Origin of the sequence: Acidiferrobacter thiooxydans, assembly GCF_003333315.1 — a bacterium.
Classification (GTDB): domain Bacteria; phylum Pseudomonadota; class Gammaproteobacteria; order Acidiferrobacterales; family Acidiferrobacteraceae; genus Acidiferrobacter; species Acidiferrobacter thiooxydans.
This window is the reverse complement of record NZ_PSYR01000002.1, coordinates 1093659-1109456: the sequence shown is the minus strand read 5'-3', so window position 1 is coordinate 1109456 and position 15798 is coordinate 1093659. Positions and strand designations below refer to the sequence as shown.

Sequence of the window (15798 nt, the reverse complement as noted above, 5' to 3'; positions counted from 1 at the left end):
ACAAATACATAACCATGCACAGAGGATGCCTATGAAAGGGCAAGGCCGATCACGGGCTTCAGTCATGCGGTTGGTATCGGGGTCGGAGGGGCGCCGCGGTAAGGGGCGCATCGAGCTCCTGGAGAAGATCGCGGAACTGGGATCGATCTCGGCCGCTGCCAAGGCCCTGGGGCTTAGTTATAAGGGTGCTTGGGAGGCGGTCGAGGGCATGAACAATCTCGCGGCCACGCCGTTGGTGGCGAGGGTGTCAGGGGGCAGGAGCGGAGGGGGCACGGCACTCACGCCGTTCGGTCTGCAGGCCCTGTCGGCGTTTCGGCGGCTCGAGGGCGAGTATCAGCGTTTCCTCGAGGCCTTGCAGGGGCATGAGGATTTCGATCGCTTCTTTCAGCTGATGAGGCAATTCGACATGAAGACCAGCGCGCGTAACGAGTTTCTCGGTCGGGTCAAGGCGGTCAAGAAGGGGGCGGTCAACGCCGAGGTGGTGCTTGATATCGGCAACGGCCTCGCCTTGGTGGCCATCATCACTAACGAGAGCGTAGACAACCTGGGGTTGGCCCCGGGGGTCGAGGCCTATGCCCTCATCAAGGCCCCATGGGTGATTGTGACCGCTGCCGACAGCCCGATCAGAACCAGCGCGCGCAATACCTTGTGTGGGGTTGTGACGCGTTGCCAAACGGGCGCGGTGAATGCCGAGGTGGTGATCGAATTGGAGAGCGGCAAGAGCATCGCTGCCATCATAACGAACGAGAGCATTGAAAGCCTTCAATTGAAGGAGGGTGTGCGCGCCTGTGCCCTGATCAAGGCCTCGCACATCATCCTCGCAGTCAGCGCCTAGGGGGGGGTACGGGGAGCCTCATCTCTGGCGCATCGTGCGCGTGCCGCACGGTCTGTTCGTGATGGGAGATCACAAGGTTGGGTGCTTTAGTAAGTCGACGCGGGTGCCGCAGAGCGCCCCGGCGGGCAGTCTTTTGACAACAAGGGAGGCATCATGCGGTATCGCTGGGGTTTCATGGCCTGGGCGGCGTGTCTGGCCGTCAGCGTCGGGCCGGCGCGCGCGGCCGGCACGGGTTTTCTAGGCGGCATGCGCGTGAGCGGCATGTTGCGGGCTTATGATTTTACTCGCTATTTCAGCGGTTCGCCGCAGAATCGACGCGCGTTTGCCGTCGGTGGCGGTATCACTCTGCGCTCCGGGACGTTCCATCACGTCTCGGCGGACGCCACATTTTATACCGCGCATTCCCTGGGCCTGAACCCGGCCAACCACGCCTATGTCGACGGGACATTGGCGGGCTATGGGTCCATCGATACCTTCGGGCAGGCCTATCTTCAATACCAGCGCCATGCCGTGCTGCTGCGTGCCGGCGATCAGCTCATAAAGACGCCCTGGATCAACCCGGGTGATTCGCGCATCGTGCCGGAGACCTATCAGGGCCTGCTCACCGCGTTCCGGCCACTCCCGGGCCTCGTGATCTCAGCCTTGCGCATCACGCGCTTCAAAAGTCGTACCTCCGACGGTTTTTCGTCCACCGATCTCTATAACGCGACGGCAAACGACAATATCGGCGGCATCGGCGGACTGCCGGGGCGCACCGAGCCTGGGGCGGCGGCCCTGGGGGTGCGTTATCAGACGGCTGGCCTCAAGGTCGCGGCCTGGGGATATGAATTCTATGATCTCGCTAGTATGGGCTGGGCGGAAGGGTCCTATACCTTTGGCGCACGCGACCGCATAAGGCCACTCGTCGGCGCACAACTGGTGCGCGAGACCGGCGCGGGCGGCGCCTACCTGGGGGCCGTGAACGCCAACGTCTACGGCGCAGTCGTCGGCATGCGTCGCCATCGCGATCTGCTTACATTGGGCTACGATGTCGTACCGGCGCACCCAGGGACGTTCGCCAACGGTGACCTCGTATCCCCCTATACGAGTGGCTATGCCACCGACCCTCTCTACACGACTTCCATCATTCAAAGTCTTGTCGATAATCGCACCTCGGGTCATGCGTGGAAGGTGAGCGCCACCCTGTTTCTTTTGCGCCACCGGCTGCGCGCGATACTAAGCTACGCGCACTACGTCAGTACGCGCACCGCCCTCTACGCCGCATCGCACACTAGCGAGACGAACATCGACCTCACCTATTTCCTGCGGGGCGCGCTCAAGGGCCTATCGGTCCGCGATCGCCTGGCGATTGCGGAGAATATGCCGGTTCTTCATCAGTTCCTATACAACCGGGTGATGTTGCAATACCAATTCTAGGTGGGCGCTGCGCGCGGGTTCAGGCCCGCCGCCGGCCGTCGCATTATGGGGTATCTCACGAGGAGGGATTATGAGTCTTACGAGAAGGGCATTTCTGCAGTCGGCGGCGGCGGGGATCGGCGCGCTCGCAGTACCCATGTTGGGCGAGGCGCGCGTCAAGACCGACCTGCGCGTGGCCTATGCCGGTTCCATGGGCGCGCTCATGCATGGCGGGGTGGCGCCGGTCATGGCGCGAGAGTTCTCCATGCACATAGAAGGGCGGGCGGCGGGCGCGCTCGGACTTGCGCATATGATCGTAGGCGGCGTCATTCATCCGGATGTGTTCATATCGATCACTCGCGGCCCGATGGATCTCGTGCTCGCCGCCGGCAAGGCGCAGGAGGCGTTGGCCATTGCAAGCACCGAGCTCGTAATCGCCTACAGCGCGCATAGCCGGTTCGCGCCGGCCTTGCGCGCGGCGGACCGGGCGGGACATACACCGTGGTGGCAAGTCCTGGAAGAGCCGGGCCTGCGCTTTGCGCGCACCGATCCCCTGACCGACCCCCAGGGGCTCAATATCGTGTTCATGATGAAACTTGCCGAGCGCTACTACCACCAGCCGGGGCTTGTGCGTCGCATTCTAGGGCCCATCATCAACCATCGTCAGATCTTCCCAGAGCCTGAGGTGATGGCGCGCCTCCAGGGCGGGCAAATCGATGCCAGCTCGGCCTACAAGACCCAGCCGGCGGCCATGGGCCTGCCCTACCTGTCCTTGCCGCCACAGATCAACCTCGGCGATGCCGCCTACGATGAGGTCTACGACACAGTGTCCTTGCGGCTTAAGGGCAAGGTCCACAGGCCTTCCCCGCTCGTCTTCTACGCGGCGGTCTTGAAGGCGAGCCGAAATCGCGCGGCGGCCGGCCATTTCATCGACTGGCTACGCGCAAGCGCCGGCCAGGCACTCTTGCGGCGCTACCATTACGATGGCCCCAAGGGCGCCGCACCCCTGCGTGCCTCAACACTCCATCGGCATCGCGCTCGGCCATCACCCTGAGAGCGCAGGCCCCGTATCCTCATGTCGGGACGCAAGGTCGGATGGCATCGAACTCCCCGTAGCATCGCCGGTCTTTGGGAACGGAGTCCGAGAACAGGCCGCGCAGCCGGCGGCCACGGGCGTACATCCACAAGACAAGTCGCGAGGATCACATATGAAGGCAGTGGTGTTCGAAGGGAAAAGCCGGATGCGCGTCGCCGACGAGAATAAGCCTGAGGCGATGGGTTCCAAGGATGCGGTGCTGCGGGTTACGACCTCGGCGATCTGCGGGAGTGACCTGCATATGTACGAGGGGCGCACGGCACTGCCCGCGGGGCAGATGGTGGGCCACGAGATCATGGGCGTCATAGAGCGTGTGGGTGACGCGGTCACGAGCATACGGCCCGGGGATCGGGTCGTTTTGCCGTTCAATATCGCCTGCGGTTACTGCTACAACTGTCATCGCGGCTACACCAACATGTGTCTTACCATGAATGAAGAGGGCCCTCACGCCGCCTACGGGTACGCCGGAATGGGGCCATATCGGGGTGGTCAGGCTGAGTATGTGCTGGTGCCGAATGCAGATTTCAATTGTCTTAAGGTTCCGGGTCAGCCATTCGATCAGTGGGAGGATGACTTCATCCTGCTTGCCGATGTGTTTCCGACAGGCTATTTCGGTGCGGAACTCGCGCATGTGGGGCCTGGCAAGAGTGTGGCCATATTCGGGGCCGGCCCAGTTGGGCTCATGGCCGCCTTGAGTTCCCGGATCAAGGGGGCGTCGGAGGTGTATGTCGTCGATTTCATCCCCGAGCGCCTGGAGAAGGTCAAGGAGCTGGGGGCCACCCCGATCAATGCCCGCGACGGGGACCCTGTCGAACAGATCGTCACCTTGCGTGCCAATATACCGGGTCTGCAAGGACGCCTGCGCCCTGGGGAAAAGGACAAGTTAAAGGGCGTGGATTGCGTCATCGACGCGGTCGGTTATCAGGCGCGCGACGACAAGGACTACGCGCACGAAAAGTCAACCCAGGTCCTGGACAACATGGTGCGGATCGTCAATCCCGCCGGCCATATCGGTATTGTCGGGGTGTATATCGCGCCTGATCCTGGGGCGCCGACGGCGCAGGCGAAGCAAGGGGTGTTCGCATTACCTATGGCGGAGCTGTTCGACAAGGCCGTCAGCGTCGGTATGGGACAGTGCCCGGTCAAGCGCTACAACGAGTACCTGCGCGATCTCATCATCACCGGGCATGCGCGACCCGGCCGAATCGTAAGCCACCATATCCGCATCGATCAGGCGCCCGAGGCCTATAAGAAGTTTGACCAAAGGACGGACGGCTACACCAAGGTCCTGATTCAGTTCCCCGGGGCGCGCGCCGCCTAGATCCCGAAGGGTCATGGGCGGATGTAGGCCCAGCCCTCACGCTCGCGGCGCACGACCTCGGCGATGCCCGAGCGCACATAACGTACGAACGGCAGGACCGCGCCGGGCGCGAACCCGGCGCGGCGGACCGTTGCTCGGCAGGCGTCGATCGTGACCCCCGAGGCATGAAGTCTCGTCAGGTCGGTGGCCACGGGCGAGCCTTTGAGGAGTATGCGAATGGCCGGGCCGAGGACTACGATCTCGATGTTGTGGCCATTTACGCCGGTGGCCTCGAGGTTATGGACATTGTGCATGGCCACTTTCCAGGAGGCGATCTGGGTCGTGCTGATTTGAAACACAACGCCGGTGGTCGCCGCGCGCCCTGGTACCGGACACGCCAGTAGCAGGACGAGGACGCCCGCCAGCGCGGGTTTATGCATGGCGGCTACCAGTTACCCTTGGCGCCGGCCCACAGGATGGAGTCGAGATCATCGCGGACGCGCAGTGCCTGCGTGCGCAATTTGCCCTTCAGGTGCGCGCCATTGATGATCATGTTGAGGTTTACCATCTCAAGCCATACACGGCCGCCGGCTGCCACCATGGTGATCCGGCAGGGCAGGTAGGCGGCGAACGCCGGGTCGGCATCGACCATGAGGTGGGCGATCGGCGGACTACAAAATTCATATACCGTGAGCTGCCCAGACTTGATACCCATGTTCTTTAGCTGCTTTGAAAGCTGCAGCTCGCCGACATATTTCATGTTGACGGTGTCGGCCTCTATCTTCATGGCCTGTAGCGCGCTTTTCGGAGAGACGCCCTTGGCAAGCGGGACCTTGATGACGGTTTTATCGAGATCGATATGTGGTCCCTGGATCGCGTTCAGCGGGTTATGAGCGTAACAGGTGCCAATGGTGCCGAGCGCGAAAGCGGCTCCGATGAGAAATCGGCGCATGACGGCAGTTCTCCTCGTTATCGGTTATCGGGGTCATCCCTTAGCCCTACAGGATGGCGCCAAATTCTCGCGCTGACAACCCCGGGACGCGCAAGATTGCGGAAATTTCCCCGGAATAATTTCGGCCTCCAATGCGTCTACCAGCCCGCCAGCGTCGGCCTCACGGCCTTCACGAGTTCGCGGAAACGCGTCTGGATCCGTTCCAGCGCGGCCTGGGTCGTGCCCTCGAAACGCAGCACGAGGATGGGCGTCGTATTGGAGGCGCGGACGAGCCCGAAGCCGTCGGGGAAATCGACACGCAGTCCGTCTATGGTCGTCACCCGCGCGTCCGGAAACCGCGCGGCCTGAACCAGCAGGTCTACGAGTGCGTGCGGACTTTCTGTGACCGGTATCTGGATCTCGGGCGTATTGACGGTATTGGGTAGGGCGGCGAACACCTCGGCGGGCGGGGTCGAGCTTTTGGCAAGCAGTTCCAGGAGCCGCGCTCCGGCATAAAGTCCGTCGTCGAAGCCGGTCCAGCGTTCCTTGAAAAAAATATGGCCGCTCATCTCGCCGGCGAGCAGTACGTCCCCTTGGCGGATGCGGGCCTTGATGAAGGAGTGCCCGGTTTTCCACATCAGCGGGCGGCCACCGGCCTCGCGTATGGCCGTGTCCACGGTCTGTGAGCATTTCACATCGTAGAGGATCTGGCCGCCCGGATGCCGCGACAGTACGTCGCGGGCGAACAGGATGAGTTGTCGGTCCGGCCAGATGATATCGCCGTTGGGTGCGACCACGGCAAGCCGGTCGCCGTCGCCGTCGAATGCCAGTCCGACATCGGCGCCGTCTGCAATCACGCGCGCCTGGAGATCCTTCAGGTTTTCCGGTTGGCTCGGGTCCGGGTGGTGGTTGGGGAAGCGCCCGTCGATGTCGGCAAACAAGGGAGTGACCGCGCATCCGAGCGCGCGAAACAGTGCCGGTGCAAGTTCTCCGGTGGCCCCGTTACCGCAGTCGAGGACGATCTTGAGTGGTCGCGCGAGGTGCACGTCTCCCGACACGCGCTCGAGGTAGGCCTGGCGGACATCGGCCGTGCGGCTCGTGCCGGTACCCGTGTGAAGACGGTTGTCGACGAGGCGCTCGTAGAGGGCCTTGATCTGGGCGCCGGACAAGGTCTCCTCGTTAAGGAGAATCTTGAGGCCATTGTACTGGGGTGGATTATGGCTGCCCGTCAACATGACACCCGAGCCCGTGTCGAAGGCAAGCGTTGCAAAGTAGAGCAGGGGGGTTGGGACCAGCCCGATATTGATGACGTTACAGCCGCTTGCCAGGAGCCCCGCGCTCAGGGCTTCGAGCAGCTCGGGTCCGGAGAGCCGGCCGTCGCGCGCGATCACGATGTTCGTGCATCCGCGATCGCGCGCCTCGCTGCCGATCGACTGGCCGATGGCGCGTACGTGCGCAGACGTGAGTTCGATGTCGACGATACCGCGGATGTCATACGACTTGAATATCCCGGGTGGCGGAAGATCCGTGCGTTCGGCGCGTGGTGCAAGGGGCGTGGCGGTCATGGTGGGGTATCTCCTGTAATGGCCGGGATGGTCAACGAACACCCGAGTGACCGAATCCGGCGGCGCCGCGTTCGGTCGTTTCTGAAAACTGGTCGACGATACGAAAATGCGCGGTGACGACTGGCACGATCAAAAGTTGCGCGATGCGGTCGCCTGGCGCGATCGTGAACGATTCGGTGCCGCGGTTCCAGCACGATAATGTGATCTCACCTTGATAGTCCGAGTCGATCAGGCCCACGGTGTTGCCGAGGACAAGGCCCTTGTGGCCGAGGCCCGAGCGCGGCAGGACAAGTGCGGCGAGCGTGCGGTCGGCGATATGGAGGGCAAGCCCGGCCGGCACCAGCCGGCAGTCCGAGGGCGCGAGCGTAAAGGGTTCAGGCACGCAGGCCCGTAGGTCCACGGCCGCGGAACCGGCGGTGGCGTAGGCGGGCAGCGGGAACTCATCGCCGTATCGGGGATCGAGTATCTTCAGGTCGATGACGGGTGCGGTCATGGGGATGCGGTCCTAGGCAGGCGTTTAATGATCTCGCGCACAAGCGCGCGGGCGATTTCGGTCTTGGGCGCAGCCGCCCACGCCCCGGCGTGATCCTTGTCGATCAGGATCACGCGATTATCATCCCCCGCAAAGCCTACGCCGGCCTCGTCGATGGGGTTTGCGACGATAAGGTCGATCCCCTTACGCGCGCGTTTGGCGCGCGCCTTGGTCTCCACATCGCCGGTCTCGGCGGCAAATCCCACGGTAAACGGCCGGGGCGTAAGTGCCGCCACCTCGGCTAGGATGTCCGGGTTGCGCACCAGGGTGACCGTCAGCGTATCCGCGTCTTTTTTGAGCTTATCGGCAAGCACGGTCTGCGGGCGGTAGTCGGCGACCGCGGCGGCGGCCACGAACAGGTCCATGGCCCCGCGGCACGCCCATACCGCATCGCGCATCTGGCGGGCGCTCGTCACCGCGATGCGACGCACCCCCGCAGGGGCCGGGAGCGCCGTGGGGCCTGAGATCAGGGTCACGGCGGCGCCCTGATTGGCGAGCGCCGCGGCCAACGCATAACCCATCTTGCCGGAGCTGCGATTGGTGAATCCGCGCGCCGGATCAAGGGCCTCGTAGGTGGGGCCTGCGGTCACGACCGTGTTTATCCCGTGCAACGGCCCCGCGCCCCACAGGCGCTCCAGCATCCCCAGGATCTCGCCGGGTTCGCTCATGCGCCCTGGACCATTGTCCCCGCACGCCTGGGCGCCCTCGTCAGGGCCGACGAACCGTACGCCCCGCCCTTCGAGCACTGCGCAGTTGGCGCGTGTCGCGGGGTTCATCCACATGACGCGATTCATCGCTGGGGCCACGCAGAGCGGGGCCTCGGTGGCCAGACAAACGGTGGTGAGAAGGTCGTCTGCGGCCCCAGCCGCGAGCCGCGACAGCGCGTGCGCGGTGGCCGGCGCGATCACGACGACATCGGCCCAGCGTGCCAAGTCGATATGGACCATACCCAGCCCGTGGTCTTCGACGACGTCGGCGCCGACCGCGGCCAGGGCCCCGGCGGCCACGAATTGCCGGGCGCTGCGTGACAGCACGACGCGCACCGTGGCCTCCGCCGTGCGCAGGCGGCGCACGAGTTCCGGGGTCTTGTAGGCGGCGACGCCGCCGGTAATGCCCAATACCACATGGCGGCCCCGCAGCGGGGACATGTCCTGCATGCCGTTTCCCAATCCTTTTCGTAGCCGGTGATTTCCCGGACAGCCTTTCTTGCGGTCTGCTGCTATCGTAACGGCAAGGAGCCCTTATGACCATTTCCGGTTGGCCGGTAGACGAGCGTCCGCGCGAGCGGCTATTGCAACATGGCCCGGAGGCCCTGTCGGACGCCGAGCTATTGGCCATTGTCCTGAGAACCGGGGTGAGCGGCAAGACCGCCGTGGACCTTGCGCGGTGGCTATTGGCGCGTTTCGGGGGGTTGCGCGGCCTTTTGACGGTCGAACAACGGCTGTTTTGCGAGGCGCCGGGCCTTGGGCCTGCGAAGTACGCGGTGGTGCGGGCGGTCCTGGAGATGGGGCGGCGCCATCTCGGGGAGAGTCTGCGGCGCGAAACTGTGTTGTCGTCATCGCTTGTCACGCGCCGCTACCTGACCGCCGCCTTCCGAGACCGGCCGCGCGAGGTCTTTGCCTGCCTTTTTCTCGATGTGCGTCACCGCCTGCTTGTGGAGGAGATCCTGTTCGAGGGGACGATTGACGCGGCGGTCGTGTATCCGCGTGAGGTGGTCAAGCGCGCGCTTTTTCATAATGCCGCCGCCACCATCCTCGTGCACAACCACCCCTCCGGCCTTGCCGAGCCAAGCCTTGCCGACCGCGATCTCACGACTCGTCTGACCGAGGCATTGGCCCTCATCGGTGTGCGCGTCGTCGATCACCTGGTGATCGGCGACGGGCACATCGTTTCATTCAAGGAGCGCGGATGGCTCTAGCTGCCTCGTCCTGACGGCGCACCGCCGGTCATAGGAGCGGTTCGTTCGGTGGCGGGGGTTGCTCCGTGGCCCGGGCCGCGCCGAGCACCTCCCCGAAGGCCTTGAGGCCGTCAAGCAGGGGGCCGAGCGCGTGCCACAGGGCGTCGTCTTGAAGGAGGCGATAGGCGCCAGTAATGCCGGGCGGTTCGCCGTTACCTGTCTGCGGATGCCAGGTCTCGCGCTCCACGCTTTGCGTGGCCGCCGATACCGCGCCCACGAAGCGCGAAAAATCCTGTGGGGGCACGTGCCCCAGGGCGGACAGCAGTGTCACCATATTCTGCAAGGTCGTGCGCGAGGTCTGCGTATTCAGGCCGCGCGCCGTTATTAGGCCGACGTGCGGCAATGCCCCGGTGAGCGCTGTCAGAAAGCGCAGGATGCCGTGCCGCGACAGTGCCTCGATGAGATCGGCCAGTTCCTTGTCAGCGATGGCCTCTTGCGGGTGCGCGTGCTGGTAATGGATGAGCGCGCTCATGACTGTGCCTCGCCACGGCTCGCCACGGTCGCGGGGATGGGCCGGTACTCGCTGCGCCTCCATTTGCGCTCGACTTCAACCCCGGACCGTGGTGTGCGTGCCCCAAAACGCGGATTCGAGCGCGGGACGGGTGGCGGGCCTTCCCGACTTAGGATTGCGAGCTTTACGGCAAGCTCCTTGAAGGCCGGTGTCGAGGTTACGCTGTCGGCGTGATTGCCGGTCAGGCGGTTTATGGGTTCGGTGAGCGAAAACTCGACGGTATAGAGTTCGCGGCCGGCCACGCGCGGGCTCACCAGCACGCCGGCCTCGACGCTGCCACGGCGCGAGGTGAGCATTACGCGTGCCCCGGTCTTTATGTCAAGATCGTCTGCCAGCTCCTGCGAAACCTCCACATAGAATTGATTGACCTTGGACACGATACCTGGAACGCGCGCGGTAAGATTACCTTCCTGGAAATGTTCGAGTACTCTCCCATTGTTTAGCGTGAGATCGTATTCGGTATCGGCGCGCTCGACCGGAGCATGCCAATGCACGGGGTAGAGCCGGGCTTTGCCATCCTTGGTATGAAAGTGCTTTGTGTACAAGAGCGTCTCGGAATGTCCTTGGGCATCGACCGGCCAGACCACGGACTTGTAACCTTCGAGTCGATCGTAAGTAGCGCCGGCAAAAAGCGGCGCGACTTTGGTGGCCTCTGACATGATCTCGCGTGGCCCCGCATAATCCCAACGATGCCCAAAGCGCTGCGCGAGCGCACACAGTATCTGCCAGTCCGGCCGGGATTCACCGAGCGGGTCGAGGGCTTGCGCGAAATGCTGAATGCGCCGTTCGGTGTTCACGAACGTGCCTTCCTTCTCAAGGCTCGGACAGGCTGGCAGCACGACGTCTGCAAACTGCGCGGTGGTAGTCATGAAGATATCCTGGACAACCAGGAAATCGAGGCGCTCCAGGGCCTCCTGGGTATGGCCGGTATTGGAGTCGACGACCGCTGTGTCTTCCCCGATGATATACATGGCGTGGAGCCGGCCCGCGTGCGCGGCATCGATCATGCTGTGGTTATTGAGTCCGGGTTTCTCCGGCAGATCGACCCCCCACGCGCGCCCTACGCGCTCGCGGGCCGCCTTGTCCGAGACCTTGAGATAACCGGGAAGCTTGTCGGACAAGGCCCCGAAGTCGCCGGCGCCCTGGACGTTGTTGTGGCCGCGCAAGGGGTAGGCCCCCGAGCCCTTTTTCCCGTAATTGCCGGTGACGAGAAGCAGGTTCGAGATGGCGGTGCTGGTGTCGCTGCCGGTGGTGCGTTGCGTGACCCCCATAGCCCATAGGGCGCACACCCCCGAGGCGCTGACGATCATATCGGCGATACGTATGAGATTTGTCTGCGAGAGGCCGGTTTCGGCCTCTGCATAGTCCAACGTGAAAGGCGCAAGCGATGCCCGCAAGGCCTCCAGATTGTTTACGCGTTTTGCCAGAAAGGCGCGGTCTTCGAGGCCGTTATCGAGGATGTAACGTGTTACCGCGCATAGCCACACGAGGTCGGTCCCCGGTTTGGGGCGTAAGAACAGCTGGGCGCGCTCAGCCATCTCGTGACGCAACAGATCGACTACGATGACCTTCACTTCGCCACGCTTCAAGCGCCGCTTGATGCGTGTGGCCAGTACGGGATGGCTATCTGTCGTGTTGGTGCCGATAAGCAACAGCAGCTCGGCCTCGTCGATATCATCCATGGTGCCGGAGTCCCCGGCATAGCCCACTGTGCGGGTCAGGCCCTTGGTGGCCGGGCTTTGGCAATAACGGGATGTGCAATCGATATTGTTGGTGCCGATGATGGCGCGCGCGAACTTCTGGGTCAGGTAGACCTCCTCGTTCGAGCCCTTGCTGGTGGCGATGAATCCAATGGCGTCGGGCCCGTGGCTTGCGCGGGTCGCACTGAACCGCTCATGCACGAGATCCAAGGCCTCGTCCCAGCCCGCCTCGCGGAACGTCGAGCCCTCGCGAATCAGCGGCTTTACCAAGCGATCCTTGCTGTTTACGAAGTCCCAGGCGAATTTGCCCTTGACGCAGGTCGATATGCCGTTTGCCGGCCCCTGTTCAGGTTGGATCTTCAGTATGTGGCGCCCGCGCGTCGTGATGTCGAAGGAGCAGCCGACCCCACAGTAGGTGCATACGGTCTTGGTGATCTTCTGCTCGGTGTGGCGCAGGCATTGGTCGATCTTCGAGATGGCGGTGATCGGGATGAAGCTCGTGGTCTGCTCCACGCCCTTTACGAACTCGATCATCTCGCGTTTCAGGGGTGCGGGCCAGGAGGTAAAGGGGCCGGCCTGTCCAAGAAGGGTGTTTTCCATGAGGGCGTTACATGGGCAGACGGTGACACAATGCCCGCAGGACACGCAGCTCGAATCGTTGATGGCTCGCCCCCCATCCCATAGAACACGCGGGTGTTCGAGCTCCCAGCCCATGGTCAGGGTCTCGTTGACCTGCACGTTCTGGCAGGCCTCGACACAGCGGCCGCACAATATGCACTGCAGAGGGTCATAGGTATAGAAAGGGTTCGAGGTGTCGGCCGCATAGGGCTTGGGTCGGTAGGGGTAGCGTTGATGGCGTATGGCGAGCCGGTCCACGGCATCATGGATCTCGCAGTCCCCGTTGTTGTTGTCGCATACGGAGCAGTAGAGTTCATGCTTTTCGAGTATCCGGTCCATGCCTTCCCGTCGGGCCGCCTCGGAGGCCGCATCCCGGGTGCTGACTGTAAGGCCGTCCTCGGCGCGGATCGTGCATGCGCGCACCAGGGAGCCGTTGACCGTGACAAAGCAGGTGTCGCAGGTCTCGATTGGCCCGAGCGCCGGGTTGTAGCAAAGGTGCGGGATATAGCAATCGGCGCGGGTTAAGGCGTCGAGCAGGTTCTCGCCGACCGAACTCGCAATGTCCTTTTCATCGACATTTATGACGCAAGGACGCAGATGGGGACCGGCGGACATGAGACCTCCTCACAGGTTTGGGTGGGACGGGCATGGGCCCGACCCTTCGCATCGACGCCACTCTAGTGGCGCGTCGCCCCGGTTGTTATCGGAAATAAGTGCGAGATAGGCCCGACAGCCAATGGTCCCGGGCGCGCTCGGCGGGCGCCTCGGGGATTGGCAGGAGCCGCGTACTATGGCAGAATCCGCAGATTAATCCGGGGGTTCCTATGTCCAAGGTATGCCAGGTCAGCGGCAAGCGGCCCATGAGCGGCAACAACGTGTCGCATGCCAACAACAAGACGCGCCGACGGTTTCTGCCCAATCTGCATTACCGCAGGTTGTGGGTCGAGAGCGAGAAGCGTTGGGTGCGGCTGCGTTTATCGCATCACGCGTTGCGGACCATAGACAAAAAGGGCATCGACATCGTGCTAGCCGAGATGCGTGCCCGCGGCGAAGCGCTTTAGGAGACCGTCATGCGTGACAAGATCAAGCTCGTGTCGAGCGCCGATACCGGTCATTTTTACACGACCACGAAAAACAAACGAACGATGACCGAGAAGTTCGAGATCAAGAAATTCGATCCCATCGCCCGCAAGCACGTCCCCTACCGCGAGGCGAAGATCAAATAAACTACGTTTAAGGTCCGCCCGACCTTGGCGGCGTCCGGTGTGACGGACCCGCGGGGTCGTCACGCGGTACCCCTTCGTCGAGACGCCCTTGTCCCCCTGCAAAATGGGGGCCGGGCGCTCTTGTCCTCGCGTCCCGTGCCCGGTATATTACCGACAACCCTCTGTTGAGGTCCATTGCTGCAGATGGCGGCCGGGGCCGCCCGAGGTTGCCATGTACCCGCTTAGTCAACAAGTGTTGCGCACGGATGTTGCTGGCATGCCGCTCGAATGGATTGATTTCCGCGAGGCGGTGCGTATCTGTCACCTCGGGCAGGTGGCCTACACATGCGGCAGCCTCTTGTACCGGGTTCACGGCGGCCATAACGCCGCCACCGGCCGGCGCAGCATCATCGAGGTCAACTCCATTCTCGCCACCTACGGAGAGAATGGTCAGCTGGCGCGTCAGCGCGACCATTATGTCCCGCCGCTCAGTAATCCGGCCCTGTTTGCGCGCGATGCCCGGTTATGCCTTTATTGCGGCGAGCGGTTCTCGGTCCGCGACCTCTCACGCGATCACGTGACGCCCTTGAGTCGCGGGGGCCACGATATCTGGAGCAATGTCGTCACGGCCTGCAAGCGTTGCAACAATCACAAGGCCGGGCGGACGCCCGAGGAGGCCGGCATGGCGCTGCTGGCCGTGCCTTTCGTGCCGACGCATGCCGAATACATCTATCTGCAGGGCCGCCGCGTGCTCGCCGATCAGATGGCCTTCCTGAAGGCCCATTTCCCGCGCACAAGCCCCCTGCATGAGCGCCTGGCGCGCGGCCTAGAGGTCGCCGGCCACGCCTGACGCTGGCGACGGCGGCTCCGTAAGACCCGCCGTCGCCGTCGCCCCAGGGCTGTGGCCCTCTCAGGCCGCGACTTGCGTCGCCGCGTAGGTACGGATGGCGGTGGCGAAGTCGCGGAGGGCCTTGATTCCAGTTGCCTCCGCCTGGCGACACCATTCTTGCAGGGCCTCCAAGAGCTGCTCCTGGGTGCTGGCTGACCGCCGCCACACGTCCTGCAGGCGCTCCTTCATGGTGTAGACCGTCTGCAGGGTGCTGTTGGTTGCCAGAATCTCTTGCAGCTGACGGTATCCGGCCTCGCCGATGAGGGCCTTCTCACGCACCATGAGGTGCCGTGCGCCCTTCAGGATCTTGGCCGCCTGACGATTGGCGGCCGCAGCCTTGCGGACCTCCTCCCCGTGGACCTCGTGCAAGACCTCACGCGCAAAGCGCGCCATCACCTGAAAGCGATGGTGTATGACCGCCTTCACGGTATCGAGATCGCAGACCTCTTTCGGCTGGGTGTAGACGGGTATCGGGGCGGTCTTCTTGACCGTGGCCAGGCCCAGCATCTCGAGCGTGCGAATATATCCCCAGCCGATGTCGAACTCCCAGGGCTTGCAGGAGAATTTGGCGGAACTTGCGTAGGTGTGGTGGTTGTTGTGGAGTTCTTCGCCGCCGATCAGGATGCCGATCGGCGCGATATTGGTCGCCGCGTCGGCGCACTCGAAGTTGCGGTAGCCGTAGTAGTGGCCTACGCCGTTGACCACGCCGGCCGCAAAAAACGGGATCCAGATCATCTGGATGGCCCAAATCGTGAGACCAAGCGGGCCAAAGCACAGCAGGTCGATAACGAGCATGAGGGCGACGCCCGCGGCGCTGTGGCGCGTATACACATGCCGCTCCAGCCAATCGTCCGGGGTGTTGTGCCCGAACTTGGCGAGCGTCTCGGTGTTTTTGGCCTCGGCGCGATAGAGCTCCGCACCCTCCCACAGCACCTTTTTCAGGCCCAATACCTGCGGACTATGCGGATCGTCTTCCGTTTCACAGCGCGCGTGATGCTTACGATGGATGGCTACCCATTCCTTGGTCACCATGCCCGTCGTCAGCCACAACCACAGGCGAAAGAAATGGGCGACCACGGGATGCAGGTCCAGGGCGCGATGTGTCTGATGACGGTGCAGGTAGATAGTGACCGACACGATTGTGATGTGGGTCAAGGCGAGCGCGACCAGCACATAGCCCCACCACGGCAAAACGATAAGACCTTGAAGCATGCTTTCTACCTCTTATGAATGAAAAGCCAGGGCCGTTTTGACATGCGTCCTT

General features: G+C 63.1%; 16 protein-coding genes. 8 read left to right on the top strand and 8 right to left on the bottom strand.

Going from position 1 to position 15798, the window contains the following annotated elements:
• Nucleotides 1-64 precede the first annotated feature (64 nt).
• The 4 genes from C4900_RS12400 (at nt 65) to C4900_RS12385 (ending at nt 4647) form a co-directional block, all read left to right on the top strand.
• Nucleotides 65-835 (top strand): TOBE domain-containing protein, encoded by a 771-nt coding sequence (locus tag C4900_RS12400; protein ID WP_114283181.1) that lies wholly within the window; start codon nt 65-67, stop codon nt 833-835.
• 153 nt (nt 836-988) lie between these two features.
• Nucleotides 989-2251: an OprD family outer membrane porin gene (locus tag C4900_RS12395; RefSeq protein WP_114283180.1), complete on the top strand. Its 1263-nt coding sequence runs from the start codon at nt 989-991 to the stop codon at nt 2249-2251.
• 70 nt (nt 2252-2321) lie between these two features.
• A complete protein-coding gene (locus tag C4900_RS12390) occupies nt 2322-3284 on the top strand; it encodes an extracellular solute-binding protein (protein WP_114283179.1) in 963 nt (320 codons plus the stop codon).
• Between the two features lie 154 nt (nt 3285-3438).
• A complete protein-coding gene (locus C4900_RS12385) occupies nt 3439-4647 on the top strand; it encodes a glutathione-independent formaldehyde dehydrogenase (RefSeq protein WP_114283178.1) in 1209 nt (402 codons plus the stop codon).
• A gap of 11 nt (nt 4648-4658) precedes the next feature.
• On the opposite strand, the gene C4900_RS12380 is transcribed toward C4900_RS12385, so the two are convergent.
• The 5 genes from C4900_RS12380 to coaBC all read right to left on the bottom strand — a co-directional run bounded on the left by C4900_RS12380 (nt 4659) and on the right by coaBC (nt 8802).
• Nucleotides 4659-5066 carry a DsrE family protein gene (locus C4900_RS12380; protein ID WP_065968614.1) on the bottom strand — a complete coding sequence of 136 codons (408 nt, stop codon included), beginning with the start codon at nt 5064-5066 and terminating at the stop codon, nt 4659-4661.
• A gap of 5 nt (nt 5067-5071) precedes the next feature.
• Nucleotides 5072-5578: a DUF302 domain-containing protein gene (locus C4900_RS12375; protein WP_114283177.1), complete on the bottom strand. Its 507-nt coding sequence runs from the start codon at nt 5576-5578 to the stop codon at nt 5072-5074.
• Between the two features lie 137 nt (nt 5579-5715).
• On the bottom strand, nt 5716-7122 hold the full coding sequence (locus C4900_RS12370; RefSeq protein WP_114283176.1) for a phosphomannomutase/phosphoglucomutase: 1407 nt from the start codon (nt 7120-7122) through the stop codon (nt 5716-5718).
• A 31-nt stretch (nt 7123-7153) separates the two neighbouring features.
• On the bottom strand, nt 7154-7615 hold the full coding sequence (gene dut, locus C4900_RS12365) for a dUTP diphosphatase (RefSeq protein WP_065968617.1): 462 nt from the start codon (nt 7613-7615) through the stop codon (nt 7154-7156).
• Nucleotides 7612-8802 carry a bifunctional phosphopantothenoylcysteine decarboxylase/phosphopantothenate--cysteine ligase CoaBC gene (gene coaBC / locus C4900_RS12360; RefSeq protein WP_114283523.1) on the bottom strand — a complete coding sequence of 397 codons (1191 nt, stop codon included), beginning with the start codon at nt 8800-8802 and terminating at the stop codon, nt 7612-7614. The genes dut and coaBC overlap by 4 nt, the downstream gene beginning before the upstream one ends.
• 95 nt (nt 8803-8897) lie before the next feature.
• On the opposite strand from coaBC, the gene radC reads away from it, so the two are divergent.
• Complete coding sequence (gene radC, locus C4900_RS12355) at nt 8898-9572, top strand: RadC family protein (protein ID WP_065968618.1); 675 nt, start codon at nt 8898-8900, stop codon at nt 9570-9572.
• Between the two features lie 28 nt (nt 9573-9600).
• Here radC and C4900_RS12350 read toward each other — a convergent pair whose 3' ends face one another.
• Both C4900_RS12350 and fdhF read right to left on the bottom strand, forming a co-directional pair.
• Nucleotides 9601-10083, bottom strand: coding sequence for a helical membrane plugin domain-containing protein (locus C4900_RS12350; RefSeq protein WP_065968619.1), 483 nt, complete (start codon nt 10081-10083; stop codon nt 9601-9603).
• Nucleotides 10080-13055, bottom strand: coding sequence for a formate dehydrogenase subunit alpha (gene fdhF, locus C4900_RS12345; RefSeq protein ID WP_114283175.1), 2976 nt, complete (start codon nt 13053-13055; stop codon nt 10080-10082). Before fdhF ends, C4900_RS12350 begins: the two co-directional genes overlap by 4 nt.
• A gap of 209 nt (nt 13056-13264) precedes the next feature.
• On the opposite strand from fdhF, the gene rpmB reads away from it, so the two are divergent.
• The 3 genes from rpmB to C4900_RS12330 all read left to right on the top strand — a co-directional run bounded on the left by rpmB (nt 13265) and on the right by C4900_RS12330 (nt 14495).
• A complete protein-coding gene (gene rpmB, locus C4900_RS12340) occupies nt 13265-13501 on the top strand; it encodes a 50S ribosomal protein L28 (RefSeq protein ID WP_065968621.1) in 237 nt (78 codons plus the stop codon).
• Nucleotides 13502-13510: 9 nt separating this feature from the next.
• Nucleotides 13511-13666: a 50S ribosomal protein L33 gene (rpmG, locus tag C4900_RS12335; protein ID WP_065968622.1), complete on the top strand. Its 156-nt coding sequence runs from the start codon at nt 13511-13513 to the stop codon at nt 13664-13666.
• 211 nt (nt 13667-13877) lie between these two features.
• On the top strand, nt 13878-14495 hold the full coding sequence (locus tag C4900_RS12330; RefSeq protein WP_065968623.1) for an HNH endonuclease: 618 nt from the start codon (nt 13878-13880) through the stop codon (nt 14493-14495).
• Nucleotides 14496-14555: 60 nt separating this feature from the next.
• On the opposite strand, the gene C4900_RS12325 is transcribed toward C4900_RS12330, so the two are convergent.
• On the bottom strand, nt 14556-15746 hold the full coding sequence (locus tag C4900_RS12325) for a DesA family fatty acid desaturase (protein WP_114283174.1): 1191 nt from the start codon (nt 15744-15746) through the stop codon (nt 14556-14558).
• Nucleotides 15747-15798 lie beyond the last annotated feature (52 nt).